Here is a 25,649-nt window from a genome sequence, read left to right as displayed (position 1 = left end):
CACGGCGCTGAGCAACGGGCCTCCGCTCGCGTAGAATCAGAGCACCATGGCTACATTTGGCACGCTCTCCGATCGGCTCACCGAGACCTTCCGCAATCTGCGCACGAAGGGAAAGCTCACCGCGGCCGACGTCGACGGCACCGTGCGTGAGATCCGACGCGCCCTGCTCGACGCCGACGTCGCGCTCGTGGTCGTCAAGGAATTCACGGCGAAGGTGCGCGAACGCGCCCTCGGCGACGAGGTCAACAAGGCGCTGAACCCGGCCCAGCAGGTCGTGCAGATCGTCAACGAGGAACTCGTGCAGATCCTCGGCGGAGAGCAGCGTCGTCTGCAGTTCGCGAAGACCGCGCCGACCGTGATCATGCTCGCGGGTCTGCAGGGCTCCGGTAAGACCACTTTCGCGGGCAAGCTCGCCAAGCAGCTCGAGGGCGAGGGTCACACGCCGCTGCTCGTCGCGGCCGACCTCCAGCGCCCGAACGCGGTCACCCAGCTCCAGGTCGTCGCGGAGCAGGCCGGCGCATCCGTTTACGCCCCGGAGCCGGGCAACGGTGTCGGAGATCCCGTGAAGGTGTCGCGTGACGGCGTCGAGTACGCGCGACGGCAGCAGCACGACGTCGTGATCATCGATACCGCCGGCCGTCTGGGCGTCGACGCCGAGCTCATGAAGCAGGCCGCCGACATCCGCAAGGCCGTGAACCCGGACGAGGTCCTGTTCGTCATCGACGCGATGATCGGCCAGGACGCCGTGAACACCGCCAAGGCGTTCCAGGAGGGTGTCGACTTCACCGGAGTCGTGCTGTCGAAGCTCGACGGCGACGCTCGTGGTGGCGCCGCGCTCTCGGTGGCTTCCGTCACCGGCCGCCCGATCATCTTCGCTTCGACGGGCGAGCGTCTCGAAGACCTCGAGCCGTTCCACCCCGACCGTATGGCGAGCCGCATCCTCGACCTCGGCGACATCCTGACCCTCATCGAGCAGGCCCAGCAGGCCTTCGATGAGGAAGAGGCCATGAAGATGGCCGAGAAGCTTGCGACCGAGGCCTTCACGCTCGAGGACTTCCTCGACCAGCTTCAGCAGATGAAGAAGATGGGCTCGATGAAGAAGATGCTCGGGATGCTCCCGGGCATGGGGCAGATGAAGCAGCAGCTCGAAGACTTCGACGAGCGTGAGATCGACCGCACCGAAGCCATCATCCGCTCCATGACGCCGGGTGAGCGACGCAACCCCAAGGTCCTGAACGGCTCACGCCGTCTGCGTATCGCACGCGGTTCCGGTATGACGGTCACCGATGTGAACCAGCTCGTGCAGCGCTTCGAGCAGGCGGCCAAGATGATGAAGACCGTTGCTCGTGGCGGCACCCCCAACATCCCCGGGATGGGAGCCGTTCCCGGAATGGGGCGTCCCGGTGCGTCTTCCAAGCGCGGCAAGAAGGCCAAGTCCTCCGGCCGCTCCCGCTCGGGAAACCCCGCCAAGCGCGCGGCCGAGAATGCGGGGATCGCGTCATCCGCGACGCCCACCGGTTCCGGGTTCGGTCTCGGCGGCGGAGCGGCGAAGGCTCCGAGCGAGGCCGACCTTGCGGAGATCCAGAAGCTCTTCGGCAAGAGCTGAGCTCATTCAGCGCGACGCTGTGAGAGAGGGCGCCGCCGTCACCTGCGTGCTTCGACCCTGAGGCGGCTTCGGCCGCGAGACGAGCTGTCCCAGCACCAGAGCGCCGAGGGTGAGTACGAACCCGGTCGCCTGCAGCGGCGTGAACCGCTCGCCCGAGATCAGCACGCCCAGGACCGTCGCGACGATGGGGGAGAGCAGGGCCAGAAGGCCCGGGGCGATCACCGGCAGCTGCTGCACACCGCGGAACCACAGTGTGTAGGCGACGATCCCCCCGGCGGTCGCCAGCCACAGGTACCCGAGAGCCGCACCGCCGCCGATCGTCGCCGGCACGCCCTCGACGATCAGCGCGAGCGGCAGCAGCAACAGGCCGCCCGCGCTGAGCTGCCAACCGGCGTATGACACGGGGCCCACCCCGACGGGACGGCCCCAGCGCTTGGTCAGGATCATCCCGACACCCGTCGCCGTGACGCCTCCGAGGGCAGCCAGGATTCCCCAGAGGTCGAGCTCGGCGGCAGGCCCCAGGACCACCAGAGCCACTCCACCCGCGCCGACGGCCGCTGCGGCAGCGGTGAGCGGTCGGATCCGTTCGTGCAGCACCAAGGCCCCGAGCGCCAGGACGATGAGCGGCTGTGCACCGGCGACGGCGGCGGCGACGCCTCCCGGGAGTCGCTCGGCGGCGAGGAAGAGCAGCGGGAAGAAGGCGCCGATGTTGAGCGCTCCGAGTGCGAGAGACTTCCACCACCAGGAGCCGTGGGGGAGCCGACGACTGATGAGGACGGCGAGCAGCCCCGCGGGGAGTGAACGGAGGAGCCCCGCGAACAGCGGATGGCCGGCGGGAAGCAGATCTGTGGTGACCAGGTAGGTGGTTCCCCAGGCGATGGGGGCGAGTGCGGTCGACAACACCAGTGTCAGGCGGTTCATGATTCCAGCCTGCGTAGGGTCCGTCGATGAGTCCAACGCATGGTTGTCACACCATCGATGAACCCACATCATGGAAGCATGGAACTCCAGCAGCTTCGCTATGTCGTGGAAGTCGCCGACTCGCTGAGCTTCACCAGAGCGGCCGAGCGGTGCTTCGTCACGCAATCGGCGTTGAGTCACCAGATCGCATCGTTGGAGCGGGAACTCGGCCGTCGATTGTTCGTCCGATCGAGCCGGAGCGTCCGCCTGAGTGAAGCAGGGGCGGCGTTCGTCGCGCACGCGCGCATCGCGCTTCGTGCCGCGGAGGAGGCGAAGGAGGACGCTGCCGCCGCCGACGGGGTCGTGGAGGGCACGCTCCGGATCGGTGTGATCCCGACGGTGACCGCCGTCGATGTGCCGGCGCTGCTCGTCACGTACCGTGCGGCGCATCCTCGGGTGCGAGTCGAACTGCAGGTCGGCAACAGCGACACCCTCACGACGAAGGTCCGCAGCGGCGAACTCGACGTGGCCCTGCTCGGCTTGCGGGAAGGGGTGCCGCCGAAAGGCGTCGCCTCACGTGTGCTCTCTCGTGAGCGCCTCGTCGCGGTGTTCCCGCAGGGGCATCCACAGGGCGGCTCGCGCGGGATGGAGCTCTCGGACCTGGCCGGGATGACCTTCGCCGACTTTCCCGCCGGCACCTCCGGCCGTGCGCAGAGCGACGGTGCCTTCCTCGCAGCGGGGCTGAGCCGTGACGTCGCGTTCGAGGCCGATTCAGCGACCCTCATCCTCGGTCTGGTCGAGGCGGGCCTGGCAGTGACCCTCCTCGCACCGGGAACCGTGGCCCGCTCCGCGGCGCGCGTGGTCACAGCCCAGGTGCACCGCGGCCCGGTGCGCGTGGAGTACCTCGCTTGGGACGCTGCGGCAGCGCGTCAGGTCGCTCGCGCATTCGTCGCCGTCGTGGATGCCCTCGTGGATGCTCCCGTATACGACGAGGCGGGTCCGGAGATCAACTCCGAACCCGCCTCGCACTGAAGACGACTACTTCACGTCGTCGTCGACCCAGTCCATCGACTTCGTGATCGCCTTGCGCCACAGACGAAGCTGACGGTCGCGTTCGGCTTCCTCCATCGACGGCTCCCAGCGCTTGTCCTCCTGCCAGTTGGCAGAGAGGTCGTCCAGACCGTTCCAGAACCCGACCGCGAGCCCCGCGGCGTAGGCCGCACCGAGCGCAGTGGTCTCGGCGACGACCGGCCGAACGACCGGGACGCCGAGGACATCCGCCTGGAACTGCATGAGCGCGTCGTTCGCGACCATGCCGCCGTCGACCTTGAGCTCGGTGAGGTCTACGCCGGCGTCCGCGTTCACCGCGTCCAGCACATCACGCGTCTGGAAGGCGACGGCCTCGAGCGCTGCGCGAGCGATGTGGTTCTTGTTCGCGTAGCGGGTGAGACCGACGATCGCGCCGCGGGCGTCCGGACGCCAGTACGGAGCGAACAGACCCGAGAATGCGGGCACGATGTACACGCCGCCGTTGTCCTCGACCTTCTCGGCCAGCTCCTCGACCTCGGGGGCCGACGAGATGATGCCGAGCTGGTCGCGCAGCCACTGGATCAGGGATCCGGTGACCGCGATGGAGCCCTCGAGCGCGTAGTGCGTGGGCTGGTCGCCGAGCTTGTAGCCGACGGTCGTGAGCAGCCCGTTCTTCGAGTGGACGATCTCCTCGCCCGTGTTGAAGATCAGGAAGCAGCCGGTGCCGTAGGTGTTCTTGCTCTCACCCTTCTGGAAGGCCGCCTGACCGAACGTCGCCGCCTGCTGGTCACCCAGGATGCCGGCGATCGGGGTCTCGCGCAGCAGGGAGGAGTCCTCCGCGGCACCGTAGACCTCGGAGGAGGAGCGGATCTCCGGCATCATCGAGCGCGGCACACCGAACGCTTCGAGGATGTCGTCGCGCCACTCGAGCGTCTCGAGGTCCATGAACATCGTCCGCGAGGCGTTGGTGACGTCGGTCACGTGCACACCGCCGTCGACACCGCCGGTCAGGTTCCACAGGACCCAGCTGTCGGTGGTGCCGAAGATCAGGTCACCGGCTTCGGCCTTCTCGCGTGCGCCGTCGACGTTCTCCAGGATCCAGGCGATCTTGGTACCCGAGAAGTACGTCGCGAGCGGCAGTCCGACGACGGGCTTGAATCGCTCGACTCCGCCGTCCGCAGCCAGACGGTCGACGATGTCCTGCGTACGCGTGTCCTGCCAGACGATCGCGTTGTAGGCGGGCTTTCCGGTTGTCTTGTCCCACACCACCGCGGTCTCGCGCTGGTTGGTGATGCCCACCGCCGCGATGTCGTGACGGGTGAGGTCGGCCCGGCTGAGGGCCAGACCGATGACCTCCTGGACGTTGCGCCAGATCTCGGAGGCGTCGTGCTCGACCCAGCCGGCCTTCGGCAGGATCTGCTCGTGCTCCTTCTGGCCCGTCGCGATGATGCTGCCCTTCTTGTCGAAGATGATCGCGCGGCTGGAAGTCGTTCCCTGGTCGATGGCGAGGATGTAGTCAGCCATAGTTTTCTCCTTTGAATTCAGGTCGTTCAGGCGAGGTGCAGCAAGACGGGCGCTGCGGCGGCGGCGAGTGCACCACCGATGAACGGACCGACCACCGGCACCCACGAGTAGGACCAGTCGCTGGAGCCCTTGCCCTTGATCGGGAGGATCGCGTGAGCGATGCGCGGACCGAGGTCACGAGCGGGGTTGATCGCGTAGCCGGTCGGACCACCGAGGGAGGCGCCGATCGCGACAACGAGGAGCGCGACGGGAAGCGCAGTGAGCGGTCCGAGGCCTCCGGGCGTGCCGACCTCGATGTCGCCGTAGTCGGCGAACGCGAAGATCACGAAAACGAGAACGAAGGTGCCGATGATCTCGGTGACGAGGTTCCAGCCGTAGGAACGGATCGCGGGGCCGGTGGAGAAGACGCCGAGCTTGTTGGCGGCCTCCGGCTCCTCATCGAAGTGCTGCTTGTACGCCAGCCATACGACGATCGCACCGAGGATCGCTCCGACGAGCTCCGCGGCTGTCGCCGTGAGGAACATGACGAAGCTGATCTTGCCGGCCAGCAGAAGGCCGATACCGACGGCCGGGTTGAGGATCGCACCGGAGTACGCCGAGACGAGCACACCGGCGAAGACCGCGAGGCCCCATCCCCAGTTGACCATCAGGAAGCCGCCGCCGAAACCCTTGTTCTTGGCAAGGGCGACGTTGGCGACGACACCACATCCAAGCAGGACCAGCATCGCTGTGCCGACCAACTCGGAGAGGAAGTAGAGACCGAGATTCACATCAGCCATGTCTTCTTTGACCTTTCTTGTGTGTCGGGGCCCCTCTGCCCCGACACGTTATGGGAGTTGCGCCGCGAGGAGGGCGGCAGTCCGAGACCCCGTCAGCCGCGGGTGCGGGACGGGATATCGAGTCCGTGTCGTTCGTTCAGCAGCTGGCGCGTCTGATCGAGCTCGGCGTCGTGGCGCGATCGATCCCAACCGAGCATCGGCGCGAGGGCGTCGGCGATCTCGTCGAGGACCTCTGCGTTCGCGCCGCCGGTGAAGGCGATGCTGGTGCGACGGAGCACAACGTCCTCCAGGCGTGCCACCATCTCGTTCTGCACCATCCACTCGAGCTCGCGCGTGGAGAGGTCGCCGCCGGCGAGCGGTGCGTCCGTGCCCTGCTCGACATACTCCCAGACCTGAGCGGCGCGGGTACCGTAGCGGGCGAGAAGCTGATCGGCGCGGGCCCCGGCTCCGGGCAGGTTCTCCTGGATCCAGATGCGCTTGGCCTTCTCGGTGCGCGGGAACTCGCGACCACCGCCGATGGCCCGTCCGGCGGTGGAGACGGTCCTGGTGCGCTCGATGAGACCGAGCACGACGTCGGACAGCGACTCACCGAGGGCGCGGAACGTGGTCCACTTGCCGCCGACCAGGCTGACGAGAGGGACGGAGCCCTTTTCGTCGACCTCGATGCGGTAGTCGCGGGAGACGAAGCCGGGAGCGGTGTCCTCGTGGCGCGGGAGCGGGCGGATGCCGGAGAACTTGTAGACGATCTGGTCGCGCGCCACGGGAATCGTCGGGAACACGTGATGGATCAGGTCGAAGAAGTAGTCGACCTCCTCCTCGGTGCACACCGGGACCTCACGAGGGTCGGCATCGATGTCGGTGGTGCCGACCAGGACGCGCCCCTTGAGCGGGTAGATGAGCACGATGCGCCCGTCCGAGTGCTCGAAGAAGATCTCGCGTCCCTGCGTCGCCTCGAGCAGCTCGGGGTGATCGAGGACGATGTGCGATCCCTTGGTGCCGCCCATGAAGCGGGTGTCGGTGCCCAACGCATCATTGGTCAGGTCGGTCCAAGGACCGGAGGCATTCACGACCACGTCGGCCTGCACGCTGAACTCTGTGCCGCTCTCGCGGTCGCGGAGCACGACCTTGTCGCCGTCACGGGCGATGGCCTCGACGTAGTTGAGGGCATGCGCTCCCGGGTGTGCTGTGCGCCCGTCCTGCAGGACGTCGAGGGCGAGTCGCTCCGGGTCGTGCATCGAGGCGTCGTAGTAGGTGGCCGTGTACTTGATCTTCGGGTCGAGCGACGGCAGCTCGGCGAGAGACTTCTTGCGGCCGAGGAAGCGATGCCGGGGAACCATCCCGCCGTCACGCGAGAAGGTGTCGTAGATGGTCAGGCCCACCTTGATCAGGAAGGCACCGCGCTCCTGGGGCTTGCCGCTCTTGTGCGTCAGGAACCGCAGGGGAGCGGAGAGGATGCCCGAGAAGGTCGAGTAGATCGGGATCGTCGTCTGCAGCGGCTTGACGTAGTGCGGGGCGATCTTGAGGAGCCCGTTGCGCTCCTCGACCGACTCGCGCACCAGGCGGAACTCACCGTTCTCGAGGTAGCGGATGCCACCGTGGATCATGTGGCTGGAGGCGGCGGATGCCCCGGAGGCGAAGTCTCCCCGCTCGACCAGCACGACATCGACGCCCTGGAGTGCCAGGTCGCGGAAGGTGGAGATGCCGTTGATCCCACCACCGATGACGAGGACGCTGGTGCGTCCGGATTCACGGACGGCGCGGATCTCTGCGCGCTCCGCTGACGAGTGTGTCGAATCGATCATCGTCGACCCTCTCTTCCTTACTTGCCAACCAGCATCGACCTGTGTGGCATCCCGCGCAAGCCCACTGCACATATGTGCAAGGATCGGGGTGGAGGAGGATGTCATGGTCGGTGCAAGCGCGGAATCCCGCGACAGCAAGCTGATCGCGGCGCTCACCGCCGCGCAGCTCTACTACATGCAGGACAAGACGATGGAGGTCATCGCGAAGGAGCTCGGCACCTCGCGGTCCTCGGTCTCGCGTCTTCTGAGCTTCGCGCGGGAGAGCGGTCTGGTGGACATCCGGATCAATTCGCCCCTGGAGCGTCTGGGCATGCTCGAGCACAGGATCCGCGATCGGCATCGTGTCGCCGCCCACGTCGTCCCGATGCCGGAGATCCTCAGCGAGGTCGAGCGGCTCGAGCGTGTCGCGCTGACCGCCGGACGTCTGCTGTCGCAGTTCGTCGACTCGAACATGGTCATCGGCGTCGCATGGGGATCGACCATCAGCGCCGTGAGCCGCGGGCTCACGCAGAAGGAGACCCACAACACCACCTTCGTGCAGCTCAACGGCGCCGGCAATACCCAGACGACGGGAGTCGAGTACTCCAGCGACATCCTGCAGCGGTTCGGCAGCGCCTTCGGTGCGCAGGTGCAGCAGTTCCCGGTTCCGGCGTTCTTCGACGACCCCGCCACGCGCGAGGCGATGTGGCGGGAGCGGAGCACGCGCCGTGTTCTCGACCTGCAGGCGAAAATGGACGTCGCGGTGTTCAGCCTCGGCTCTCCCGCCGCCGAAGTACCGAGCCGGGTCTATGTCGGCGGGTATCTCGGGCGGGACGACTACCGCAGCCTGCGGGAGGATCACGCGATCGGCGACGTCGCGACGGTGTTCTTCCGCTCCGACGGGTCGTGGAGGGACATCCGGGTCAACGCGAGGGCCACGGGGCCCGGCCTGGACCGTCTCCGCCGAGTTCCGCGTCGTGTGTGCGTCGTGTCAGGGATACCGAAGCTGGTCAGTCTTCGTGCGGCCCTGGCCGCGGGACTCATCACGGACGTGGTCCTGGATGAGGGTCTCGCCAGGCGCCTCGTCGAGGACTGATCACGGCACCGGCTACGGCTCCTCGGTGGAGGATTCGGGGCCTGAGCGGAACTCGCGGATCAGATGCTGAACCACCGCCGAGAGATCGCCACCAGCGGCATCCGCGACCGCCAGCTGACGTGCATAGCTCGCCCCGCCGTCGAGAATCGTGGCGATGCCGCCGAACTCCCGACCGCAGCCGAGCTCGACGGCGGTCGGGGTGAGGGCTTCGAGTGTCTCCGCGAGGTGCTCGCGCACGGGGCGCTGGGTGCCGGCCGCATCGACGATCACCCTCGACTCCAGCCCGTAGCGCGCCGCGCGCCACTTGTTCTCGCGATGGAACCAGGCGGGAAGCTCCGGAAGGGTCTTGCCCTCGTCGAGCTGGCGCGAGAAGTCCTCGACGAGGACCTGCACGAGCGCCGCTACCGAGGCGAGCTCGGGCAGCGTGGAGAGTCCGTCACACGCGCGGACCTCGATCGTCCCCCAGCGGGGTGCCGGGCGGATGTCCCAGCGCACCTCGGTGGCATCCGCCATCACGCCGGTGCGCACCATGTCGTCGAGGTACGACTCGTACTGCGACCAGTCGTGCAGGGGCCACGGGAGTCCCGCGGTCGGCAACTGCTGGAACACCAGCGCGCGGTTGGAGGCGTAGCCGGTGCGCTCACCCGCCCAGAACGGGCTCGAGGCGGCGAGCGATTGCAGATGGGGGAGGAACCCGGCGAGAGCGTTGATGATGGGGAACACCTTGCGCTGGTCCTCGACGCCGATGTGGACGTGGATTCCCCAGATCATCATGTTCCGCCCCCACCACTGGGTGCGCTCAATCAGCGTGTGGTACCGCGATTTGTCGGTGACCTGCTGGTCGTACCACTGCGCGAACGGGTGGCTTCCCGCCGAGAGCAGCTCGACTCCGGCCGGGTCGGTCGCCGCACGCACCGCGGTGATGGCGTTCGCGATGTCGTCGACAGCGTGGGCGACGGAATCGCCTATGCCGCTCGTGACTTCGATCGTGTTCGTGAGCAGTTCGCCCGTGACCGTATGGCGCTCCTCGGCGCTCTCGGCTTCGAGCGCTGCGAGCAGTTCGGGCGCACGTCCGACGAGATCACCGGTCGCGGGGTCCGCGAGCATGATCTCCCATTCGAGGCCGACGGTGGACCGGGCCGAGGAGGCGAACTCGAGCTTCACCCGCACAGTCTGGCACGGGCGAGGCGCGACACGGCAACGGTCGTTTCGCCACGTTTCGCGCCTGGCGCGCGCTTCTGGCAGAATAGAGGGTCGGACGACCTGCTCGACCCTCTATCCAGCAGGTGTCCACACTCATTTGAGCTTCCGCCGGGTGTGCACCCCACTCTCCAGGCGACCAGTTCGTTTCCTTCCACACAATTCAGGAGAATCGTGGCTGTCAAGATTCGTCTCAAGCGCCTGGGCAAGATCCGTGCGCCGTACTACCGCATCGTCGTCGCCGACTCGAAGACCAAGCGCGATGGTCGCGTGATCGAGGAGATCGGCAAGTACCACCCCACCGAGGAGCCCTCGTTCATCGAGGTCGACTCCGAGCGTGCGCAGTACTGGCTCTCCGTCGGCGCGCAGCCGACCGAGCAGGTCGCCGCCATCCTCAAGATCACGGGCGACTGGGGCAAGTTCAAGGGCGACAAGGACGCCAAGTCCACGCTCAAGGTCAAGGAGCCCAAGGTTCCGTTCGAGATCGACGCCGCCAAGAAGTCCGTCGTGAAGCCCAAGGCGGAGAAGAAGGTGGAGGCCCCCGCTGAGGAGGCTCCCGCCGCCGCCGAGGCCGACGCGGCTCCCGCCGCCGACGCAGAGTAATCCGTCGTGCTCGCCGCCGCGCTCGAACACATCGTCAAGGGGATCGTCGATCACCCGGAAGATGTCCGTATCAACGAGTCCACATCGCCGCGAGGCGACCTCCTCGAGGTGCGTGTGCACCCCGATGACCGTGGACGCGTGATCGGGCGCGGCGGCCGCACCGCGAAGGCCCTTCGCACCCTCGTCAGCGCACTCGCTGACGGGCGTCGGGTCCGTGTCGATGTCGCGGACGACTGACGTGGTGGCGAAGGACCGCAACCAGGGCAAGAACCAGCTGCGTGTCGGGCGCCTCGTCAAGGCGCACGGGCTCAAAGGCGGACTCAAGCTCGAGCTGTACACCGACAACCCTGAGGGACGATTCGTCCCCGGTGCCGGTTTCACGTTGCAGGTGCCAGAGGCATCTCCGTGGCATGGCAAGGAGATCACGGTCCGCGAGTACCGGGTCATGAACGGCAATCCCGTCGTCTTCTTCGACGACGTCGAGGATCGCGACGCCGCAGACAGCCTCGTCAGGGCGATCCTCTGGATCGACCAGGACGTCGATGAGGTCGAGGACGACGCGTGGTTCGACCACCAGCTCGTCGGCCTCGACGTCGTGCGTGACGACACCGTCGTCGGCCGGGTCGTACGCGTGGAGCACTTTCCCGCGCAGGACCTCCTCATCGTCAAGGCCGGGGAGAACGAGGTCATGGTGCCGTTCGTCTCCGCCATCGTCCCGACGGTCGATGTCCAGGCAGGGCGCGTCATCGTGACCCCGCCGCCCGGACTCTTCGAAGAGCTTCCTGATGCTGCGGACGCGGAGCCGCAGACGCCCTCGGACGCCGAAGCGGCCGAGTGAGCGCTGATACGGTTCCCCCGTGCGCATCGACGTCCTCTCCATCTTCCCGTCCTACTTCGACGGTCTGACGCTCTCCCTGCTCGGGAAGGCCCAGGAATCCGGTCTGATCGACCTCCGTGTCCGGGATCTTCGGGACTGGACCTCTGATCGACACCGCACGGTCGACGACACCCCCTACGGCGGCGGCGCCGGCATGGTGATGAAGCCCGAGCCGTGGGGCCTCGCCCTCGATGAGATCGCCGGGTCGTCCGGTGAGGCGCCCACCGAGCGACCCACCATCATCTTCCCGTCGCCCGCTGGTGAGGTTTTCACGCAGAAGACTGCACGAGCGTTGGCGACCCGGGAGCATCTCGTCTTCGGTTGCGGCCGTTACGAGGGCATCGACGAGCGGGTGTTCGAGTACGCCTCCGACCTGGGCGAGGTGCGACTGATCAGCCTCGGCGACTATGTCCTCAACGGGGGAGAGGTCGCGACGATGGCGATGATCGAGGCCATCGGCCGGCTCATCCCCGGGGTCGTCGGCAACCCGGAGAGCCTGGTCGAGGAGTCGCACGAAGACGGTCTTCTGGAGTACCCCTCGTACACGAAGCCGGCATCGTGGCGAGAGCGTTCCGTGCCGGATGTGCTGCTGAGTGGGAACCATGGCGCGATCGCCTCCTGGCGCCGCGAGCAGCAGATCGAGCGCACGAAGCGGCGTCGTCCCGATCTCCTTCCCGGTGACGAGACGGCCCCGGTCTGATCGAAGCCGAGCGCCGATTCCGTCACCCGGAAGGCGTCAGAGCATCCGCTCCGAGCCGCCGTCGATCTCGAAGACCACGCCGTGCGGATGCCGGAGTCCGAGGGCGTTCGATGCGTCGAGGCCCCGCAGTTCCGCCCGCAGCATCCGTCCGATCATCTCGTGGCTCACGAGCAGCGGCGCCCCCTCCGAAGCCCACCCGCAGGTGCTGAGAGCCTTTCGCGCCCGCACCCTGGCCTGCGCATAGCTCTCCCCGCCGGGAAACGCCCAGCCGTAGCGATTCGCGGCTCGCTCTTCTCTCGCCGTCGGGTACGCCGCCTCTATCTCCTCCCAGGTCATGCCCGCCAGCTCCCCGTGGTCCAGCTCCGCGAGCTCGGGGACTTCGATCAGTTGCGCTCCGACCCGCTCGGCGATGATGGTCGCGGTCTGCATCGCCCTGCCGAGCGGGCTGGAGCACACGGTGAGGACCCCGCGGTCCGCGAGGAGGTCCGCGATGGCATGCGACTGTGTGACGCCCTCGTCGGTGAGGGGCGAGTCGAGCTGACCATGCAGGCGACGTTCGACGTTCCACACGGTCTGACCGTGCCGAGCGAGCAGCAGACGCTCCGGCACATGACGATCCTGCGGAATCATGGAATCAGGATGGCATACCGCGCCCGTTCCGGTCTCGCGGCGTCGCAACGGGCCGCTGGTAGCGTCGAGCCATGCCTGAACAAGCGCTCGCCCGGTCGTTCGAAAGCATCGGCGACGACTACGACCGATACCGTCCCGGGTTTCCCGCTGAGGCGGCAACGGTGATCGTGCCGGCCGCCGTGGATGCAGCGCTGGATCTGGGCGCAGGTACGGGTAAGTTCACCCGTCTGCTCGCTGCTCGCGCACGACACACCTGCGCCGTCGAACCGTCGGAGCGCATGCTCGACGTCCTGAGGTCCACGCTCCCCGGCGTCGAGGCGTTGGTCGGCACCGCCGAGCGTATCCCGCTGGGGGATGCGTCCGTTCAGGTGGTCACCGTCGCCCAGGCCTTCCATTGGTTCGATCGGGGCCCGGCGTGTGCCGAGATCTCACGCGTGCTGGTCCCCGGAGGAACACTAGGGCTGCTGTGGAACCGCGCGGATCCGGAGTGCGCCTGGGACCGGGCCTGCCATGGCATCGCGCATCCCGCCGCCGCCGGCGCCTCGGCAGACAGTGCCGACGAGGAGCTTCCCGGATTCGAGCTCGTTCTTCGAACCCAGCTCCGATGGACGGAGTCCATCGCCCGCGAGCACTACCTTCACCGGTGGACGACCGTCAGCAGTGTGCTCATCGCGGATCAACCGACGCGCACCCGGATGCTGGGCGACATCGAGACCGTGATCGACGCGTCGGAGCAGACCTGCGGGCGAGACCTGTTCGACCTTCCGCACGTCACCGAGATCTACGTCTACCGTCGCGCCTGAGTTCTGCGCGATCGGGGAGTGGTGGAGGTCAGTCGACGCCGAGGAATGACCGATCCGTCAAGATGACCGGTCCCTCATCCGTGATCGCGATGGTGTGCTCCGAGTGCGCTCCCCGGGAGCCGTCAGCGCTGCGCAGCGTCCATCCGTCGGGGTCGGTGACGAGTTCATCGGTCGTCGCGAGGAACCAGGGCTCGAGCGCGAGGACCAGGCCCGACCGCAACGGGAAGCCTCGGCCGGCGCGACCGTCATTGGGAACATGGGGGTCTCCGTGCATCGTGCGTCCGACGCCGTGTCCACCGAAGTCGGTGTTGATCGAGTACCCCTCACCGTGCGCGACAGCGGCGACGGCTGCGGAGATGTCGCCGATGCGGTTGCCGACCGTGGCGGAGTCGATCGCGGCGGTCAAAGCACGCTCGGTGGTGTCGATGAGCCGGAGGTCCTCTTCGCGCGCCGATCCGACGACGAAGGAGACCGCGGAGTCGGCGACCCAGCCGTCGACCGCGACCGCGAAGTCGAGGGTGACGAGGTCGCCGTCGCGCAGGGAGTAGTCATGGGGGAGCCCGTGCAGCACCGCGTCGTTGACCGAGGTGCAGATGACCTTGCCGAACGGACTCGCCCCGAAGGAGGGGTGGTAGTCGATGTAGCAGGACTCCGCCCCTGCCTTGCGGATCATGTCGTGTGCGCGGCGGTCGATCGAGAGGAGATTGGTCCCGACCTTCGTCTCATCGCGCAGCGTCGCCAGCGTCTCGGCGACGAAGCGTCCTGCTGCGCGCATCTCATCGATCTCGGCAGGGGTGCGCAGTTCGATCATCGGTTGTCCTCTCGTCCTCTCTATTCTCCCTGATCCCACGCCTCCGGATCCCCGACCGCTGTCAGCGAACACCCGGACACGGGAACGGACGGCGTCGTACGATCTGAGCATGTGGTTGCGACAGGCCTTCTTCCGCTGGCTTCTTCCGGCGGCGTTCCTGCTGCCGCTGTGGCTTCTCATCGGGTGGGGTGTCTTCCAGGGAGGATGGTCGATCCTCTGGGTGCTGCTCATCGCGATGCCCTCCGTCTTCCTCGGTCAACTTCTGCTCACCCTCCTGACGCGCTCGCGTCCCTCGGTCCGCATCGAACGGGCGGTCTCCTGGTGGGACGTCGCGGGGTTCACCGTCTGGAACGGGTTGACGATCGCCGTCGGGTTCTTCATCGACGGGGCGTTCCCGTGGTTGCTCACGGGTGCCATCGTCTCCGGTATCGCCCTGATCTGGTTGCAGCTGTGGCAGCTGTGGAACGAGGCGAAGGGGAGCGGAGCGCGTCTGCGAGAGACCATCACCTGGTCGACGATTCCGACGGTGGATGAGCCGGCACCGCCCACGCGCGCCCACGAGGTCATCGTGGTGCGGGAGACCGATAGTCGCGACTGATGTCGGCGTTTTGGTCGGGCGTCGCATCCATGGCAGAATGAGTGTTTGTGCTGTGACCGGTTCTGCCACAGGGGAGCCCGCGGACGCTTGAGCGCCGTACAGTTCAATCCTTTTCTTGTTCCTTTGAATACATGCATGCGACCTGTGGCGGGTGCAGAGAGAGACGATCATGCAGATCCTCGACGCCGTCGATGCGGCTTCCCTCCGTTCGGACATCCCGGACTTCTTCCCCGGCGACACCGTCAAGGTGCACGTCAACATCACCGAGGGCAGCCGCTCTCGTATCCAGGTCTTCCAGGGCGTCGTCATCGGCCGTCAGGGCGACAGCGTGCGTGAGACCTTCACGGTCCGCAAGATCAGCTTCCAGGTCGGCGTCGAGCGTACCTTCCCGGTGCACTCCCCGGTGATCGACCACATCGAGGTCGTCACCCGCGGTGACGTGCGTCGCGCGAAGCTCTACTACCTCCGCCAGCTGCGCGGCAAGAAGGCGAAGATCAAGGAGAAGCGCGACCGCTGAGTCGCAGCATCTCCACAGCACCCCGGGACACGATGTCCCGGGGTGCTTTGTTCTCCCTGCGGTGTGCGAACCTAGATACCGTCGCCGCACGACGGTGCTTGATCGTGAAGGAACCTGATGACTGAATCCCCGTCCGCGCCCACGTCCAGACGACGTCGCGGGTTCCTGGTCTTCCTTCGTGACGTCCTGGTGATCGTCGTGATCGCCGCGTTGGTCTCCTTCGTCGTCAAGAGCTTCGTCGTCCGTTCGTTCTACATCCCCTCCGCGTCGATGGAACGCACGTTGCTGATCAACGACCGCATCCTGGTCGACGAGCTCACGCCCCGCTGGACGGATTACGAGAGGGGCGACGTCGTCGTCTTCAAGGACCCGGGCGGGTGGCTCGACGGGCAACCGCAGACCCCTGCGCAGCCGCCGCTGGTCGAAGCTGTCGACTGGGTGCTGAATTTCGTGGGCATCTCCGCCACCGACTCGCAGGACCATCTCGTCAAACGCGTGATCGGTCTGCCCGGCGATCATGTCGTCTGCTGCAACGCCCTCGGCCAGATCACCATCAACGGCGCGCCCATCGATGAGCTCAGCTACCTCAACCTCCCGCCCGGCGACACTGCTGCCTCGAACGACCCCTTCGACGTGGTGGTGCCCGAGGACTCGGTGTGGCTGCTCGGCGACAATCGCGACCGTTCGCGCGACGCCCGCGCGCACCAGGATCTCCCCAGCGGCGGCTTCGTCCCGATGGGGAACATCGTGGGCAAGGCGTTCCTCACGACCTGGCCGTTGGACCGGCTGGGGCCGATCGACGGTCATCACGAGATCTTCAACGGCGTTCCGGCTCCGGAATGACTGTCGTCGCGCCGAAGCTGACTCTCGAGCGCCGACTCCTCGGCGAGTGCGAGCTGATCATCTCTCTGGACGAGGTCGGTCGAGGTGCACTCGCCGGACCGGTCGCCGTGGGAGCTGCGGTGATGGATGCCGCTGGTGCTCGCCGTCGAGTGCCCGAGGGGCTGCGGGATTCCAAGCTCGTGACGGAACTGCGCAGGCCCGAGGTCGCTGCGCGCGCGGCGGCATGGGTGCAGGCGTCAGCTGTCGGGTGGGCGAGCGCGGCGGAGATCGACGAGGTCGGCATCATGCGGGCGCTCGGTCTCGCCGCATCGCGGGCGGTTCAGGCGGTCGCCGATCAGGGCGCGGTGCTCGACGGGGCTCTCATCCTGCTCGACGGTAACCACGACTATCTGTCGAAGGTGCATCCCACCCCGCTCCGGGTGCGTCCGGTGGTCAAGGCCGACCGGGACTGCGCATCGGTCTCGGCGGCATCCGTGATCGCGAAAGTCGCGCGGGACACACACATGACCGAGCTCCACGGGACGCATCCCGCATATCAGTGGGACCGCAACAAGGGCTACGCCAGCACAGCGCATCGCGACGCGATCCGATCTGTCGGGCTCTCCCCGCACCACAGGGCATCCTGGGCGATCGCGGACGTGCCCACGCTGTTCTGATCGGGTCGCACCGGCCGTGCCCGAGCCGTCGATGACGCGCCGCGGTGCCCGCGACTCTAGGATGGAGACATCATGGATGAGGAAGCCTTCGACGACTACGACCGCGAGCTCGAGCTGGCACTGTTCCGGGAGTACCGGGATGTGGTGTCGCAGTTCCAGTACGTCGTGGAGACCGAACGCCGGTTCTACCTGGCCAACGAAGTCAATGTCGTCCGTCGGGACACCGAGCATGACTTCTACTTCGAGATCTCGATGACCGACGTCTGGGTGTGGGACATCTACCGTGCCGATCGCTTCGTCAAGGCTGTGCGCGTGCTGACGTTCAAGGACGTCAATGTCGAGGAACTGCAGCGCCGGGAGTTCGAGCTCCCGCAGGAGCTCTCCCTCGACGGCGAGTGACGGTTCCTCTCGGCCCGCCGCCTTCGCACGCCCTCCACACGATCTCGGAGAGCTGACTTCTCCCCAGATGCCGCGGAAGCGGCATCGAAACGCTCCTTTCGGAACGCACCCCGCGTGATGCTGGGCACATGGCAGCGAAGGATGAACTCGGAAGAGCAGGCGAAGAGCGCGCCGCACAGCATCTGAGGGGCAACGGGTACACCGTGCTCGCGCGGAACTGGCGGTGCGCGCAGGGAGAGATCGACATCGTCGCCGCGCGCGACGGCCATCTCGCTGTGGTCGAGGTCAAGACGCGACGGACGACCGCCTACGGCCACCCGTTCGAGGCGATCGACGCCCGTAAGCGACGTCGGCTGTGGCAACTCGCGCAGGCATGGGTCGCGGAGAATCCGGAAGCCGCCCGCGGTCGACGTGTGCGACTCGAAGCCATAGGCATCATCGGACCGGATCCGTCTTCCGGCGCGCTCGAGCATCTCGTGGACATCGCATGACCACCGCGCGCACCTGGGCGGTCGCTCTCACCGGAGTCGACGGGCATCTGGTCGAGGTCGAGGCCGACATGTCGAATCAGACTCCCGAGTTCCGCATCATCGGGCTGCCGGACAAGTCGCTGGGCGAGGCCGTCCAACGCGTGCACAACGCCTGCAAGAACGCCGGACTGGACCTGCCACGGCGACGACTCACGGTGAACCTCTCACCGGCGAGCCTTCCCAAGCACGGGGCCGGATTCGACTTGGGGATAGCCATGGCCTGTCTCGCTGCCGGCGGATCCATCGAGGCGCGTTCGATCGCCGCGACGGTCCATATCGGCGAGCTCGGCCTCGACGGCAGGGTCCGTCCCGTTCCCGGCGTGCTTCCCGCAGTTTTCGCCGCGGCGCGAGCCGGATTCGCGACGGTGATCGTGCCTCGGGGCAACGAAGCGGAGGCGCGGCTGGTTCCCGGCGTCGAGATTCGCGCGGCAGCCTCTCTCGCCGAGGTGGCCGTCTGGCATGGCGCCGATGTCGAGGCGCCCGATGTGGAGGCCGTCGAGGTCACAACGGCCGTGCACACTCGGGGCGACAGCCTCGACCTGGCCGATGTCGTGGGTCAGGAAGACGCTGTGGACGCACTCGTGGTCGCAGCGGCCGGTGGTCATCACATGCTTTTGAGCGGCCCTCCGGGAGCGGGGAAGACGATGCTCGCCCGCAGGCTCCCGGGGATCCTGCCCGCGCTCGGGGAACAGGAGGCCCTCGAGGTCGCGTCGGTACGCTCGCTCAGCGGTGAGGCGGTCGCAGCTCTCGATCCGCTTCCGCCGCTCGAAGCGCCGCATCACAGCGCGTCGGTCGCCGCTCTCGTCGGCGGCGGATCCCGCACCGCGAGACCGGGAGCGATCGCGCGGGCGCACCGCGGTGTGCTGTTCCTCGACGAAGCCGCCGAGTTCTCGCGCGTCGCGCTCGATGCGCTGAGACAGCCGCTCGAGTCGGGGGTGATCGAGGTGCATCGAGCAGGATTCACCGCCACCTTCCCCGCCCGTTTCCAGTTGCTCCTCGCGATGAACCCCTGCCCGTGTGGGAATCATGGTGTTCGCGGAGCCGAGTGCGTCTGTCCTCCCATGTCGATCAGGCGTTACTCCACTCGGTTGTCCGGACCGCTTCGTGACCGCATCGACATCGATCTGCAGGTGAACCGTGTCGCCGCATCGCGAGCGATGGCGGGAGAGAGGGGAGAGCTCTCCACGGCTCAGGCGCGTGATCGTGTCGCTGCCGCTCGGGCGAGAGCAGCCTCCCGATGGAAAGGGACCCGATGGCGTCGTAACGGCGACGTCCCGGGCACGTGGTTGCGACAGGGACCGCACCGGCTGCCTTCGGTGACACGCTCTCCTCTCGATCGCGCGCTGGAGCGCGGCGCTCTCACACTTCGCGGCTACGACCGGGTTCTGCGCGTCGCCTGGACGATGGCGGATCTCGCGGAGATCGAGCGGCCGGGCATCGACGAGATCGGACGCGCACTGCACCTCCGACGGGGGCTGCCGCGATGATCGACCTGCTGCTGGCCGATTCCGAGATGACGGATCTCGCGCGCCGCATCCATCCGGGCAACGACCTCGACGAATGCATCGCGCGCGCCGCGTGGACGGTGATCGCTGAGCCTGGTGACGCGGTGGCCGGTGCGCTGATCCAGTCGGCGGGAGCGGTGGAAGCCCTCGCGCTGGCCGTCGGAGATTCCTCATCGCTGCTCGCACCGGGCGGTGCGAGCGCCGCCGCGTCGCGCGCACTCCGCGACGGTCGCGCTCGATGGCGCATGCGCGCAGACCCCCTTGCGGTGGGCGCGGCGCTGCGCAGCGCCGCCGACGTCGATGCACAGCTCCTGATCCCCGGCGACGTGGCGTGGCCGACTGCCCTGGAAGACCTCGGTCCCCACGCTCCGAGCGCGCTCTGGGTGCGAGGCCACGCCGAACTGCTCACCAGCGAACCTCGCGTGTCGATCGTCGGGGCGCGCGCATCCAGCGGCTATGGCGAACACGTCGCGACCGAACTGGCCGGTGATCTCGCCGCTACCGGGGCGGTGATCGTCTCGGGCGGTGCCTACGGGATCGATGGTGCGGCGCATCGAGCGGCTCTCGGTGTAGAGGGTGCGACCATAGCGTTTCTCGCCGGGGGAGTGGATCGTGCCTACCCGGCCGGACATCAGTCGCTCCTGAGACGAATAGCGGAGGAGGGGGCGCTCGTGAGCGAGCCGCCCTGCGGCGCGGCGCCCACGAAGTGGCGGTTCCTCGCGAGGAACCGTCTGATCGCGGCGCTCGGTCACGCGACGGTCGTCGTCGAGGCAGGGTGGCGCAGCGGATCATTGAACACCGCCGGCCACGCGGCCGCCCTCGGTCGCCCCTTGGGCGCCGTCCCCGGGGCCGTGACCTCGGCCTCTTCGGCCGGATGTCATCGTCTCCTGCGCGAGTACGACGCGCAATGCGTCACCTCAGCCCGGGAGGTGAGAGAACTGCTCGGCTCGCTCGACCAGGTATACGGCCGGGAGGCGCGCGTCCGCGACTCGAGCCATACCCGTGTTCTCGACGCCCTGGGAACCAGGTCCCGACTGCCGATAGAGGAGGTGGCCCGTCGTTCCGGGCTGTCGCCGGATCGCGTCCGTGCGGTGCTCGGCCTCCTGCATCTGGAGGGAGACGTCGCACTCGACGGCGGAGGGTGGTATCGAGCTCCCGTGCCCCCATCGCGCTGATTCCCTGACATGTCGACGGCGAGGCTGCCCGAGACATCTCGGGAGCGGGGCAAGCTGGAGTCATGGATCTCGTGACCGCGGTGGACGAGTTCGCCGATCACTTGCAGCGGGTACGTCGGCTGTCTCCCGCGACCGTGAAGGCCTATCGCTCCGATCTGCGCGACCTCGATGCATCGGCAGGGGGCGTCCCGCTCGAGGCCGTCGACCTGGAGGTTCTGCGGGACTGGCTCTGGCACGCGACACAGCGGGGTGATGCGCGATCGACACTGGCGAGGCGGGCGGCCACGGCCCGGTCGTTCTTCAGCTGGGCGCAGGAGCGCGCTCTCATCGCCCATGACCCGAGCCTGCGTCTGGTCGCTCCGAAGAAGGGGAGGACGCTGCCGACGGTCGCCTCACGAGATGCGATGTCCGCGCTCCTCGACACGCTCCGCGCCGCAGCCGAGGAGGGCGACCCGCTCGCGCTGCGGGACCACGCGATCCTCGAGCTGCTGTACGGCTCCGGTATCCGCGTCTCGGAACTGTGCGGACTGGACATCGACGATCTCGACCTCGATCGCGGCACTGCGCGCGTGCTCGGCAAAGGCGCCAAGGAGCGCGTGGTTCCCTACGGCTCCCCGGCGCGCGACGCGCTCACCGCGTACCTGACACGCGGAAGGCCGGTTCTCGTGGCCAGGTCGCGGACGTTCACCGCCGCAGTGATCCTCGGAAGCCGGGGCGCGCGAGTGGGACCGCGCACCGTGTACGAACTCGTCGCACGTGAGCTCGCCCCTATCGTGGGCACGGAGACGATCGGCCCTCATGCCTTGCGGCACACCGCTGCCACGCACCTTCTCGATGGTGGAGCCGATCTCCGCGCCGTGCAAGAGATCCTCGGACACGCCAGTCTCGGAACGACGCAGATCTACACGCACGTCTCCACCGAGCGGCTGACCGCGACCTACCGGCTCGCCCATCCGCGGGCGTGAGCCGGCGTCTCCCGCGCACCTTCGCTCAGTGGGCGAGGCAACACGGGAGAAGCACGGCGCGAGGAACCTCACCGAAGAAGAGCAGGGGGTTCACGTAGTCCCCGTTGCGTCGAACGCCGAGGTGCAGTGCGCCGGGTGAGGTGTGTCCGCCCATGTCGACGAATCCGATCTCCTCGCCGGAGACCACGACGTCACCCGGAACCAAGGGGGAGAGAAGCGGTTCGAATGTGGTCACCAGTCCATTCGCGTGTGCGATGGTGAGGATCGGGCGATCCACCACGGTGCCGCGGAAGGCGACGGTCCCGTCGGCCGGAGCGGACACCACCGCGCCGACGGATGCGCCGAGATCGACTCCGCGATGCCCGGCTCCGTACTCGTGCGCGGGGGCGCGATAGGGCTCCAGTACCAGGCGCGGGCCGGCCAACGGCCAGCTCCAGTGAGTCCCGTCGGCGTCGTACGGCGTCGCGGCTTCGGCGGCGCCGGTGACGGCGGACGGGGACGAGGCGGCGATGACGAACGCCATCAGCAGTATGGAGATGGTTCTGGACGATGCGCGCATGGCAGAAGTCTCATCGTGCATGAACGGGCGTTCGCGTACGAAGCGACGTCGGGGCCACCTCTGCGGGACAAGTCAGGTAGGCGAGCGTGAGTGCAGGGTCAGTGGACGCGCGATCCTGTATGCTGGGGGAGCACCTCGAAATCGAGGTGACTACGCGTGCCCAAAGCGATTCAGATCGCGGCATCCATTCCCACAGGTCCTGTTCTTCGAGCGGGCGGGCGTGAGCCGGGCACCAGGAAGTCCGATCATCCGATCGGCTTGCAACCTCAACGGCGCAGGAACGCGCCAGAACAAGGAGACGACCATGGCTGTGGTCACCATCCGCCAGCTGCTCGACAGCGGCGTGCACTTCGGACACCAGACCCGTCGGTGGAACCCGAAGGTCAAGCGCTTCATCCTCACGGAGCGCAGCGGCATCCACATCATCGACCTGCAGCAGTCGCTGGGGTACATCGACAAGGCCTACGACTTCGTCAAGGAGACCGTCGCCCACGGTGGGACGATCCTCTTCGTCGGCACCAAGAAGCAGGCGCAGGAGATCCTCGCAGAGCAGGCGACCCGTGTCGGCCAGCCCTTCGTGAACCAGCGCTGGCTCGGTGGACTCCTCACCAACTTCCAGACGATCTCCAAGCGTCTCGCTCGTATGAAGGAGCTCGAGGAGCTCGACTACGAGACCCCGGCGAACAGCGGCTTCACGAAGAAGGAGCTGCTCCTCAAGAAGCGCGAGCTCGACAAGCTTCACAAGTCGCTCGGCGGTATCCGCAACCTCACGAAGACGCCGTCGGCCATCTGGGTCGTCGACGCCAAGCGCGAGCACCTCGCGATCGACGAGGCCAAGAAGCTCGGCATCCCGGTGATCGGCATCCTCGACACGAACGCCGACCCGGACGACTTCCAGTACCCGATCCCCGGTAACGACGACGCCATCCGTTCCGTCTCGCTGCTGACGCGCATCATCGCTGACGCCGCGGCCGAGGGTCTGCAGCAGAAGCACAACCCGGAGACGGGCGACGCCGAGCCGCTCGCCGACTGGGAGAAGGAGCTCCTCGAGACTCCGGCCCAGGAGGTTCAGGAGTCCGCTGACGCCGCCGAGGTCGTCACCGCAGATGACGCTGCCGCCGTCGTCGAGACGCCCGCCGCCGACGAGACCGCTGCCGACGAGGCCGGTGCTGAGGCTCACGACGAGGCGATCGCCGCCGCTTCCGGTGAGGAGACCGCTGAGGTCGCCGCCGCCGAGGCTGCTGACGCCAAGTAATCCCCTCGTACACACACCTAACGAAGCAAGGAGCCACCACACATGGCCAACTTCACCATCGCTGACCTCAAGGCGCTGCGTGAGCAGCTCGGCACCGGAATGGTCGACACCAAGAAGGCGCTCGAGGAGGCCGACGGAGACGTCGCGAAGGCCACCGAGATCCTGCGTCTCAAGGGTGCGAAGGGCAACGCCAAGCGCGCTGACCGCTCGACCAGCGAGGGACTGATCGTCGCTCGCGAGCAGGATGGCGCTGTGACGCTCATCGAGCTCGCATGCGAGACCGACTTCGTCGCCAAGAACGAGCGTTTCATCGCGCTGGCCGACAAGGTCGCCGACGCCGCCGCAGCAGTGAAGGCCGACTCGGTCGACGCTGCCCTCGCCGCGACCGCCGGCGACAAGAGCGTCGAGCAGGTCATCTCGGAAGAGGCTGCGATCATCGGCGAGAAGGTCGAGCTGCGCCGGGTGCGCACGATCTCCGGCGACAAGGTCGAGGTCTACCTGCACCGCACGAGCAAGGACCTGCCGCCGCAGATCGGCGTGGTCGTCGCCTACTCGGGTGACGACGCGGAGACTGCGCGCAGCATCGCGCAGCACATCTCGTTCGCGAACCCGTCCTACCTGTCGCGGGAGGACGTTCCTGCCGACGCGGTCGAGAAGGAGCGCGAGATCGTCACCGAGATCTCTCGCAACGAGGGCAAGCCGGAAGCGGCTCTCCCGAAGATCGTCGAGGGCCGCGTCTCTGCGTTCATCAAGCAGGTCGCCCTGCTCGAGCAGGACTACGCCAAGGACAACAAGCTCTCTGTCGCCCAGGTGGCGAAGGACGCCGGTATCACCGTGACGGACTTCGCGCGCTTCAAGGTCGGCGCGTAGCAACGTCGAAGGGGTTCGGATCGCGAAGATCCGAACCCCTTCTTCATGCCCACTAGGCACTATCTTGAATCGGGACGAGAGGACACACCCACCCATGACTGAACGCACCGGACGCCGCCGCGTCCTTCTCAAGCTCTCCGGAGAGGCATTCGGAGCGGGGCAGCTGGGCGTCAGCCCCGATGTGGTGTCCCAGATCGCGCGCGACATCGCGGCCGCCGTCGACCGCGTCGAGGTCGCGATCGTCGTCGGTGGGGGCAACTTCTTCCGCGGAGCCGAGCTGAGCCAGCGCGGCATGGACCGCGGACGCGCCGACTACATGGGCATGCTGGGCACGGTCATGAACGCCCTCGCTCTCCAGGACTTCCTGGAGCAGGCCGGAGCCGCCACCCGCGTGCAGTCGGCGATCTCGATGACGCAGGTCGCCGAGCCGTACATTCCGCGTCGCGCCGAACGCCACCTCGAGAAGGGCCGCGTCGTCATCTTCGGTGCCGGTGCAGGCCTCCCGTACTTCTCCACCGACACCGTCGCTGCGCAGCGCGCGCTGGAGATCGGCGCGGACGAGGTGCTCGTCGCCAAGAACGGCGTCGACGCGATCTACACCGCGGACCCGAACAAGCACGCCGACGCGGAGCGCATCGAGCGCGTCACCTATCGCGACGCCCTGCAGCGCGGTCTCAAGGTCGTCGACTCCACGGCCTTCAGCCTGTGCATGGACAACAGCATGGACATGCGGGTGTTCGGCATGGAGCCGGCGGGCAACGTGACCCGTGCGCTCCTCGGCGAGCCGATCGGAACCCTCGTCACCGCCTGAGCGTGTGACACGGCGGAGACGACTTCGCCCGATAGAATTTGCAGAACACCCCGACGATAGGAGTCACCGTGATCGCGGACGTCCTCGCTGAAACCACCACTCGCATGAACCGGGCGGTCGAAGCTGCCAAGGAGGACTTCTCCACGGTGCGCACCGGTCGTGCGAACCCGCAGATGTTCCAGAAGGTCCTCGTGGACTACTACGGCACGCCCACCCCGATCGCGCAGCTCGCTTCGCTGGCGAACCAGGAGGCACGCACGCTCATCATCACGCCGTACGACAAGTCGGCGCTGAAGGCGATCGAGCAGGCCATCCGCGACATGCCGAACCTCGGTGCCAATCCCACGAACGACGGCAACCTCGTTCGCGTGACGATGCCGGAGCTCACGGCCGAGCGTCGCAAGGAGTACGTCAAGCTCGTCAAGACCAAGGCCGAAGACGCGAAGGTCCACGTCCGCGGTATCCGTCGCAAGGCGAAGGACGAGCTGGACGCGCTCAAGAGCGAGCTCGGCGAGGATGAGATCGCGCGCGGCGAGAAGGAGCTCGACGTCCTGACGCGTCAGCACGTCGATCTCATCGATGACGCGCTGAAGCGCAAAGAGGCAGAACTCCTCGAGGTGTAGTCAG

The 25,649-nt window shown here is 67.2% G+C and carries 29 protein-coding genes; 21 read left to right on the top strand and 8 right to left on the bottom strand.

What is annotated here, in order from left to right; translation table 11 throughout:
* The first annotated feature begins 46 nt into the window (after positions 1 to 46).
* Positions 47 to 1,606 carry a signal recognition particle protein gene (gene ffh / locus D514_RS33410; protein ID WP_017830738.1) on the top strand — a complete coding sequence of 520 codons (1,560 nt, stop codon included), beginning with the start codon at positions 47 to 49 and terminating at the stop codon, positions 1,604 to 1,606.
* Between the two features lie 6 nt (positions 1,607 to 1,612).
* Here ffh and D514_RS33405 read toward each other — a convergent pair whose 3' ends face one another.
* Positions 1,613 to 2,527 (bottom strand): EamA family transporter, encoded by a 915-nt coding sequence (locus D514_RS33405; RefSeq protein WP_017830737.1) that lies wholly within the window; start codon positions 2,525 to 2,527, stop codon positions 1,613 to 1,615.
* A 78-nt stretch (positions 2,528 to 2,605) separates the two neighbouring features.
* Here D514_RS33405 and D514_RS33400 point away from each other — a divergent pair, with 78 nt between their 5' ends.
* Complete coding sequence (locus D514_RS33400) at positions 2,606 to 3,538, top strand: LysR family transcriptional regulator (protein ID WP_017830736.1); 933 nt, start codon at positions 2,606 to 2,608, stop codon at positions 3,536 to 3,538.
* A 6-nt stretch (positions 3,539 to 3,544) separates the two neighbouring features.
* On the opposite strand, the gene glpK is transcribed toward D514_RS33400, so the two are convergent.
* From glpK to D514_RS33385, 3 genes are all read right to left on the bottom strand, one after another.
* The gene (gene glpK / locus D514_RS33395; protein WP_017830735.1) at positions 3,545 to 5,059 is read right to left on the bottom strand and encodes a glycerol kinase GlpK; all 1,515 of its coding nucleotides are present in this window, start codon (positions 5,057 to 5,059) and stop codon (positions 3,545 to 3,547) included.
* A gap of 26 nt (positions 5,060 to 5,085) precedes the next feature.
* The gene (locus tag D514_RS33390) at positions 5,086 to 5,838 is read right to left on the bottom strand and encodes an MIP/aquaporin family protein (protein ID WP_017830734.1); all 753 of its coding nucleotides are present in this window, start codon (positions 5,836 to 5,838) and stop codon (positions 5,086 to 5,088) included.
* 92 nt (positions 5,839 to 5,930) lie between these two features.
* Positions 5,931 to 7,640 (bottom strand): glycerol-3-phosphate dehydrogenase/oxidase, encoded by a 1,710-nt coding sequence (locus D514_RS33385; RefSeq protein ID WP_017830733.1) that lies wholly within the window; start codon positions 7,638 to 7,640, stop codon positions 5,931 to 5,933.
* Positions 7,641 to 7,743: 103 nt separating this feature from the next.
* Between D514_RS33385 and D514_RS33380 the strand changes: the two genes are divergently transcribed.
* Entirely contained in the window at positions 7,744 to 8,715 is a 972-nt protein-coding gene (locus D514_RS33380; protein WP_031206185.1) for a sugar-binding transcriptional regulator, read from the top strand.
* A gap of 12 nt (positions 8,716 to 8,727) precedes the next feature.
* On the opposite strand, the gene D514_RS33375 is transcribed toward D514_RS33380, so the two are convergent.
* Positions 8,728 to 9,879 carry a glutamate--cysteine ligase gene (locus tag D514_RS33375; RefSeq protein ID WP_031206183.1) on the bottom strand — a complete coding sequence of 384 codons (1,152 nt, stop codon included), beginning with the start codon at positions 9,877 to 9,879 and terminating at the stop codon, positions 8,728 to 8,730.
* 210 nt (positions 9,880 to 10,089) lie between these two features.
* On the opposite strand from D514_RS33375, the gene rpsP reads away from it, so the two are divergent.
* The 4 genes from rpsP to trmD are packed head-to-tail and all read left to right on the top strand — an operon-like array spanning position 10,090 to position 12,095.
* Complete coding sequence (rpsP, locus tag D514_RS33370) at positions 10,090 to 10,518, top strand: 30S ribosomal protein S16 (RefSeq protein ID WP_017830730.1); 429 nt, start codon at positions 10,090 to 10,092, stop codon at positions 10,516 to 10,518.
* 6 nt (positions 10,519 to 10,524) lie between these two features.
* On the top strand, positions 10,525 to 10,755 hold the full coding sequence (locus D514_RS33365; protein WP_017830729.1) for an RNA-binding protein: 231 nt from the start codon (positions 10,525 to 10,527) through the stop codon (positions 10,753 to 10,755).
* Positions 10,739 to 11,356 (top strand): ribosome maturation factor RimM, encoded by a 618-nt coding sequence (gene rimM / locus D514_RS33360; protein WP_051056604.1) that lies wholly within the window; start codon positions 10,739 to 10,741, stop codon positions 11,354 to 11,356. Before D514_RS33365 ends, rimM begins: the two co-directional genes overlap by 17 nt.
* 19 nt (positions 11,357 to 11,375) lie before the next feature.
* Positions 11,376 to 12,095, top strand: coding sequence for a tRNA (guanosine(37)-N1)-methyltransferase TrmD (gene trmD / locus D514_RS33355; protein WP_017830727.1), 720 nt, complete (start codon positions 11,376 to 11,378; stop codon positions 12,093 to 12,095).
* Between the two features lie 36 nt (positions 12,096 to 12,131).
* Here trmD and D514_RS38170 read toward each other — a convergent pair whose 3' ends face one another.
* On the bottom strand, positions 12,132 to 12,725 hold the full coding sequence (locus D514_RS38170; RefSeq protein ID WP_236610970.1) for a histidine phosphatase family protein: 594 nt from the start codon (positions 12,723 to 12,725) through the stop codon (positions 12,132 to 12,134).
* Positions 12,726 to 12,796: 71 nt separating this feature from the next.
* Here D514_RS38170 and D514_RS33345 point away from each other — a divergent pair, with 71 nt between their 5' ends.
* Positions 12,797 to 13,528, top strand: coding sequence for a class I SAM-dependent methyltransferase (locus D514_RS33345; RefSeq protein ID WP_017830725.1), 732 nt, complete (start codon positions 12,797 to 12,799; stop codon positions 13,526 to 13,528).
* 28 nt (positions 13,529 to 13,556) lie between these two features.
* Here D514_RS33345 and map read toward each other — a convergent pair whose 3' ends face one another.
* Positions 13,557 to 14,339: a type I methionyl aminopeptidase gene (gene map / locus D514_RS33340; RefSeq protein ID WP_017830724.1), complete on the bottom strand. Its 783-nt coding sequence runs from the start codon at positions 14,337 to 14,339 to the stop codon at positions 13,557 to 13,559.
* Positions 14,340 to 14,448: 109 nt separating this feature from the next.
* Between map and D514_RS33335 the strand changes: the two genes are divergently transcribed.
* From D514_RS33335 to D514_RS33295, 9 genes are all read left to right on the top strand, one after another.
* A complete protein-coding gene (locus D514_RS33335; RefSeq protein WP_017830723.1) occupies positions 14,449 to 14,937 on the top strand; it encodes a hypothetical protein in 489 nt (162 codons plus the stop codon).
* Positions 14,938 to 15,106: 169 nt separating this feature from the next.
* Positions 15,107 to 15,454, top strand: coding sequence for a 50S ribosomal protein L19 (gene rplS / locus D514_RS33330; RefSeq protein ID WP_017830722.1), 348 nt, complete (start codon positions 15,107 to 15,109; stop codon positions 15,452 to 15,454).
* A gap of 117 nt (positions 15,455 to 15,571) precedes the next feature.
* Entirely contained in the window at positions 15,572 to 16,297 is a 726-nt protein-coding gene (lepB, locus tag D514_RS33325) for a signal peptidase I (protein WP_017830721.1), read from the top strand.
* A complete protein-coding gene (locus D514_RS33320; RefSeq protein WP_017830720.1) occupies positions 16,294 to 16,953 on the top strand; it encodes a ribonuclease HII in 660 nt (219 codons plus the stop codon). The genes lepB and D514_RS33320 overlap by 4 nt, the downstream gene beginning before the upstream one ends.
* A 72-nt stretch (positions 16,954 to 17,025) precedes the next feature.
* On the top strand, positions 17,026 to 17,352 hold the full coding sequence (locus D514_RS33315; protein ID WP_017830719.1) for a DUF2469 family protein: 327 nt from the start codon (positions 17,026 to 17,028) through the stop codon (positions 17,350 to 17,352).
* 128 nt (positions 17,353 to 17,480) lie between these two features.
* On the top strand, positions 17,481 to 17,843 hold the full coding sequence (locus D514_RS33310) for a YraN family protein (protein ID WP_017830718.1): 363 nt from the start codon (positions 17,481 to 17,483) through the stop codon (positions 17,841 to 17,843).
* Entirely contained in the window at positions 17,840 to 19,369 is a 1,530-nt protein-coding gene (locus D514_RS33305; protein WP_017830717.1) for a YifB family Mg chelatase-like AAA ATPase, read from the top strand. The genes D514_RS33310 and D514_RS33305 overlap by 4 nt, the downstream gene beginning before the upstream one ends.
* Positions 19,366 to 20,562 (top strand): DNA-processing protein DprA, encoded by a 1,197-nt coding sequence (gene dprA, locus D514_RS33300; protein WP_017830716.1) that lies wholly within the window; start codon positions 19,366 to 19,368, stop codon positions 20,560 to 20,562. Before D514_RS33305 ends, dprA begins: the two co-directional genes overlap by 4 nt.
* A gap of 62 nt (positions 20,563 to 20,624) precedes the next feature.
* A complete protein-coding gene (locus D514_RS33295; RefSeq protein WP_017830715.1) occupies positions 20,625 to 21,527 on the top strand; it encodes a tyrosine recombinase XerC in 903 nt (300 codons plus the stop codon).
* A 25-nt stretch (positions 21,528 to 21,552) separates the two neighbouring features.
* Here D514_RS33295 and D514_RS33290 read toward each other — a convergent pair whose 3' ends face one another.
* Positions 21,553 to 22,086 carry a murein hydrolase activator EnvC gene (locus D514_RS33290; RefSeq protein ID WP_017830714.1) on the bottom strand — a complete coding sequence of 178 codons (534 nt, stop codon included), beginning with the start codon at positions 22,084 to 22,086 and terminating at the stop codon, positions 21,553 to 21,555.
* Positions 22,087 to 22,390: 304 nt separating this feature from the next.
* Between D514_RS33290 and rpsB the strand changes: the two genes are divergently transcribed.
* The 4 genes from rpsB to frr all read left to right on the top strand — a co-directional run bounded on the left by rpsB (position 22,391) and on the right by frr (position 25,645).
* Positions 22,391 to 23,341: a 30S ribosomal protein S2 gene (rpsB, locus tag D514_RS33285; RefSeq protein WP_017830713.1), complete on the top strand. Its 951-nt coding sequence runs from the start codon at positions 22,391 to 22,393 to the stop codon at positions 23,339 to 23,341.
* Positions 23,342 to 23,383: 42 nt separating this feature from the next.
* Positions 23,384 to 24,211 carry a translation elongation factor Ts gene (tsf, locus tag D514_RS33280; RefSeq protein WP_017830712.1) on the top strand — a complete coding sequence of 276 codons (828 nt, stop codon included), beginning with the start codon at positions 23,384 to 23,386 and terminating at the stop codon, positions 24,209 to 24,211.
* Between the two features lie 94 nt (positions 24,212 to 24,305).
* Positions 24,306 to 25,022 (top strand): UMP kinase, encoded by a 717-nt coding sequence (gene pyrH / locus D514_RS33275; protein ID WP_017830711.1) that lies wholly within the window; start codon positions 24,306 to 24,308, stop codon positions 25,020 to 25,022.
* A gap of 68 nt (positions 25,023 to 25,090) precedes the next feature.
* Positions 25,091 to 25,645, top strand: coding sequence for a ribosome recycling factor (frr, locus tag D514_RS33270; protein ID WP_017830710.1), 555 nt, complete (start codon positions 25,091 to 25,093; stop codon positions 25,643 to 25,645).
* The last annotated feature ends 4 nt before the right edge of the window (positions 25,646 to 25,649 follow it).

This window comes from Microbacterium sp. UCD-TDU, assembly GCF_000340625.1.
Lineage (GTDB): Bacteria > Actinomycetota > Actinomycetes > Actinomycetales > Microbacteriaceae > Microbacterium > Microbacterium maritypicum.
This window is presented reverse-complemented; position numbering and strand designations above follow the sequence as displayed.

Excerpts from the sequence above, each read along its gene's own strand:
- map (WP_017830724.1), bottom strand. The coding sequence starts at position 14,339 with ATGATCGAACTGCGCACCCCTGCCGAGATCGATGAGATGCGCGCAGCA.
- lepB (WP_017830721.1), top strand. The coding sequence starts at position 15,572 with ATGACTGAATCCCCGTCCGCGCCCACGTCCAGACGACGTCGCGGGTTC.
- D514_RS38170 (WP_236610970.1), bottom strand. The coding sequence starts at position 12,725 with ATGATTCCGCAGGATCGTCATGTGCCGGAGCGTCTGCTGCTCGCTCGG.
- D514_RS33345 (WP_017830725.1), top strand. The coding sequence starts at position 12,797 with ATGCCTGAACAAGCGCTCGCCCGGTCGTTCGAAAGCATCGGCGACGAC.
- D514_RS33310 (WP_017830718.1), top strand. The coding sequence starts at position 17,481 with ATGGCAGCGAAGGATGAACTCGGAAGAGCAGGCGAAGAGCGCGCCGCA.
- dprA (WP_017830716.1), top strand. The coding sequence starts at position 19,366 with ATGATCGACCTGCTGCTGGCCGATTCCGAGATGACGGATCTCGCGCGC.
- D514_RS33305 (WP_017830717.1), top strand. The coding sequence starts at position 17,840 with ATGACCACCGCGCGCACCTGGGCGGTCGCTCTCACCGGAGTCGACGGG.
- D514_RS33320 (WP_017830720.1), top strand. The coding sequence starts at position 16,294 with ATGACTGTCGTCGCGCCGAAGCTGACTCTCGAGCGCCGACTCCTCGGC.
- tsf (WP_017830712.1), top strand. The coding sequence starts at position 23,384 with ATGGCCAACTTCACCATCGCTGACCTCAAGGCGCTGCGTGAGCAGCTC.
- D514_RS33385 (WP_017830733.1), bottom strand. The coding sequence starts at position 7,640 with ATGATCGATTCGACACACTCGTCAGCGGAGCGCGCAGAGATCCGCGCC.
- D514_RS33335 (WP_017830723.1), top strand. The coding sequence starts at position 14,449 with ATGTGGTTGCGACAGGCCTTCTTCCGCTGGCTTCTTCCGGCGGCGTTC.
- glpK (WP_017830735.1), bottom strand. The coding sequence starts at position 5,059 with ATGGCTGACTACATCCTCGCCATCGACCAGGGAACGACTTCCAGCCGC.
- rplS (WP_017830722.1), top strand. The coding sequence starts at position 15,107 with ATGCAGATCCTCGACGCCGTCGATGCGGCTTCCCTCCGTTCGGACATC.
- pyrH (WP_017830711.1), top strand. The coding sequence starts at position 24,306 with ATGACTGAACGCACCGGACGCCGCCGCGTCCTTCTCAAGCTCTCCGGA.
- D514_RS33400 (WP_017830736.1), top strand. The coding sequence starts at position 2,606 with ATGGAACTCCAGCAGCTTCGCTATGTCGTGGAAGTCGCCGACTCGCTG.
- D514_RS33380 (WP_031206185.1), top strand. The coding sequence starts at position 7,744 with ATGGTCGGTGCAAGCGCGGAATCCCGCGACAGCAAGCTGATCGCGGCG.
- D514_RS33315 (WP_017830719.1), top strand. The coding sequence starts at position 17,026 with ATGGATGAGGAAGCCTTCGACGACTACGACCGCGAGCTCGAGCTGGCA.
- ffh (WP_017830738.1), top strand. The coding sequence starts at position 47 with ATGGCTACATTTGGCACGCTCTCCGATCGGCTCACCGAGACCTTCCGC.
- D514_RS33295 (WP_017830715.1), top strand. The coding sequence starts at position 20,625 with ATGGATCTCGTGACCGCGGTGGACGAGTTCGCCGATCACTTGCAGCGG.
- D514_RS33290 (WP_017830714.1), bottom strand. The coding sequence starts at position 22,086 with ATGCGCGCATCGTCCAGAACCATCTCCATACTGCTGATGGCGTTCGTC.
- D514_RS33405 (WP_017830737.1), bottom strand. The coding sequence starts at position 2,527 with ATGAACCGCCTGACACTGGTGTTGTCGACCGCACTCGCCCCCATCGCC.
- rimM (WP_051056604.1), top strand. The coding sequence starts at position 10,739 with ATGTCGCGGACGACTGACGTGGTGGCGAAGGACCGCAACCAGGGCAAG.
- rpsB (WP_017830713.1), top strand. The coding sequence starts at position 22,391 with ATGGCTGTGGTCACCATCCGCCAGCTGCTCGACAGCGGCGTGCACTTC.
- D514_RS33390 (WP_017830734.1), bottom strand. The coding sequence starts at position 5,838 with ATGGCTGATGTGAATCTCGGTCTCTACTTCCTCTCCGAGTTGGTCGGC.